The sequence below is a fragment of the Mycobacterium sp. E3298 genome (assembly GCF_001666895.1).
GTDB lineage: Bacteria > Actinomycetota > Actinomycetes > Mycobacteriales > Mycobacteriaceae > Mycobacterium.
In genome coordinates, this window is sequence record NZ_LZJB01000243.1 from 1 (window position 1) to 1225 (window position 1225).

The 1225-nt window shown below is 73.4% G+C and carries 1 protein-coding gene; it reads left to right on the plus strand.

All coding sequences use genetic code 11. The features are described 5' to 3' along the window. Positions 1–1051 (plus strand): aldehyde dehydrogenase family protein (locus tag A9X05_RS11330; RefSeq protein WP_067781380.1); only part of this gene is annotated, 1051 nt, incomplete at its 5' end. Positions 1052–1225 lie beyond the last annotated feature (174 nt).

A 1225-nucleotide genomic window follows, 5' to 3' on the forward strand; every position in this document is an offset into this window, starting at 1 on the left:
CGTCGGCGGCGCGTTCGACGCGGTCCGTCCGGCCCGGCCGGTGGGGGCGGCGCTCGATTGGCGCGACGAAGGCATCCGTCGCGGTGGCGCGGTCTGGGTGCGGCGCGGGCAGGTGTTCGCCGTGCACGCCGCCGGAAACGGTCCCGGCGTGCACGGCCTGTGGCCGCAAGCGCTGGCGCTCGGCTACCGCGTCGCGGTGCGCCCGTCGCGCCGCGAGCCGCTGACCGCCCACCGGCTGGTCCATGCCCTGCGGCGGGCGGGTTTCCGTCACGGGGATGCCGTCTACCTACCCACCGATCATGCGGGCGCCGACGAGATCATCTCCTCGGCGGATCTGGCGATGGTGTACGGGGGTCAGGACGTGGTGGACAAGTACGCCGCTGACCCGGCGGTGATCGTCAACGGGCCGGGCCGCGCCAAGATCCTGATCACGGCGGATCGGGATTGGCGCGACCACATCGACGTCATCGTCGACTCGATCGCCAATCTCGGGGGAATGGCCTGCGTCAACACCACCGCCGTGCTGTGTGAGGGTGATCCCGCCCCGCTGGCCGCGGCGATCGCCCGGCGGCTGGCGGAGCTCGAGCCGCTCCCCACCGACGACGAACGGGCGATCCTGCCCACCCGGCGGCTCGACCAAGCCCGGGCACTGGCGGACTTCCTGGCGGCGAAGGCCGCCGGCTCGACCCCTGTGCTCGGCGCCGATCAGGTGGTGGCCGACCTCGGCGACGGCTACGCCGCGCTGCGCCCGGCGGTGCACCTATTGGCCGAACCCGTCCCGGACACGCTCAACGTCGAGCTGCCCTTCCCCTGTGTCTGGGTCGCACCGTGGTCGCCCGGCGCCGGCCTGGAACCCTTGCGGCGGTCGCTGGTCGTCACCGCGATCACCGGCGACCAACGGCTGGTCGACGAGCTGCTCGCCGAACCGACCGTCGGCAACGTGTACGTCGGCTCGCACCCGACGTGGTACGCGGCGCCCGGCATCCCGCACGACGGCTTCCTGGCGGACGCGCTGATGCGCAACAAAGGCTTCGTCGCGGACGGCCCCTGACGCGACCGATTCAGGCGCCGGCCGGGCCGTCGCCATCCGGGCGGGGCACCAGGGTGGGCGGGACCAGCTGCCCCGGTTGCGGCCAGTTGCCGAACGCCTCGGCGTAGCTGTGGCTCATCACCTCGAGCACCGTGCCCCAGGGGTCGGTGGCGTAGGCCAGCACCCACGGTCGCC